General features: G+C 66.6%; 1 protein-coding gene. It reads left to right on the top strand.

Annotated features, from left to right (window positions below; translation table 11 throughout):
• Nucleotides 1-12: 12 nt before the first annotated feature.
• A partial coding sequence (fliR, locus tag HMPREF2886_RS11560; RefSeq protein WP_070747380.1) for a flagellar biosynthetic protein FliR occupies nt 13-784 on the top strand: 772 nt, incomplete at its 3' end.

Here is a 784-nt window from a genome sequence, read left to right as displayed (position 1 = left end):
GCTGATCGGCTGATGCTGGAGCTGACCAACGCGCAGATCGGCGGCTGGATCGCCAGCTTCGTGCTGCCGCTGTTCCGGGTCGCGGCGCTGCTGATGACCATGCCGGTGATCGGCACCCAGTTGGTGCCGGTGCGGGTGCGCCTGTACCTGGCGCTGGGCGTCTGCGTGGTGCTGGTGCCGAACCTGCCGCCGATGCCGCAGGTGGACGCGCTGAGCATGAAGGCCATGCTGCTGATCGGCGAGCAGATCCTGGTCGGCGCCTTGCTCGGCTTTTCCCTGCAGTTGCTGTTCCACGCCTTCGTGATCGCCGGGCAGATCATCTCGATGCAGATGGGCCTGGGCTTCGCTTCCATGGTCGACCCGGCCAACGGCGTCTCGGTGCCGGTGCTCGGCCAGTTCTTCACCATGCTGGTGACGCTGCTGTTCCTGGCGATGAACGGCCACCTGGTAGTGTTCGAGGTAATCGCCGAGAGCTTCGTCACCCTGCCGGTGGGCGAGGGCCTGAGCGGCAACCATTTCTGGATCATCGCCGGCAAGCTCAGCTGGGTGATGGGCGCGGCGCTGCTGCTGGCGCTGCCGGCGATCACCGCGCTGCTGGTGGTGAACCTCGCCTTCGGCGCCATGACCCGCGCGGCGCCGCAACTGAACATCTTCTCCATCGGCTTTCCGTTGACCCTGGTGCTGGGCCTGGTGATCCTCTGGATCGGCACCGCCGACCTGCTCAGCCAGTACCAGGTGCTGGCCGGCGAGGCCCTGCAATTCCTCCGTGAACTGGTGCGGGCGA

The sequence above is a fragment of the Pseudomonas sp. HMSC066A08 genome, from assembly GCF_001813025.1.
Lineage (GTDB): Bacteria > Pseudomonadota > Gammaproteobacteria > Pseudomonadales > Pseudomonadaceae > Pseudomonas > Pseudomonas aeruginosa.
Note: the sequence above shows the minus strand (reverse complement) of the source record. Positions and strands in the feature narration are given on the sequence as shown.